Raw genomic sequence first — 436 nt, 5'->3', positions numbered from 1 at the left:
AGCAGGAATAGGAGGTAGCGCTCCTGCATCCAGGGCTTCAGCACGTTTTTAATGGTTTTTTTCGGTGCTTCCTTCAATTCTTTAAACATCTTTTGGAAAAGCGTTTCTTCATTGATATCCGGATATAAGTCAATTCTGATTGGAACTTGGGGCTGTTTTTTCAGCTCTTTCACGACAAATTGGCTGCATCTGAGAATGGCAGGACCTGAGAGGCCGAAATGGGTAAACAGCATGTCCATTTTATGTGTGATGATTGTTTTGCCTTTTTTATTTAACACACTGACTGCTACATCTCTTAGTGATAAGCCCTGAAGTGTTTTTTGCTTAATGAACGGTTCGCCAGAAGTGACGGGTACCTCTGTCGGAAACAGCTCTGTTATGGTATGGCCTGCGGCTTCAGCCCATTCATAGCCGTCTCCCGTGCTTCCGGTATGAG

General features: G+C 44.5%; 1 pseudogene. It reads right to left on the bottom strand.

Annotation, left to right across the window (positions count from 1 at the left end):
- Positions 1–436 (bottom strand): annotated as a pseudogene (locus RVS70_RS22545) (NAD(P)/FAD-dependent oxidoreductase); the annotation flags it as partial.

Source organism: Virgibacillus sp. M23 (assembly GCF_034190895.1).
Taxonomy (GTDB): Bacteria; Bacillota; Bacilli; order Bacillales; family Amphibacillaceae; genus Virgibacillus; species Virgibacillus salarius.
The sequence above is the reverse complement of the archived record's forward strand: the minus strand, read 5'-3'. Positions and strand labels throughout refer to the sequence as shown.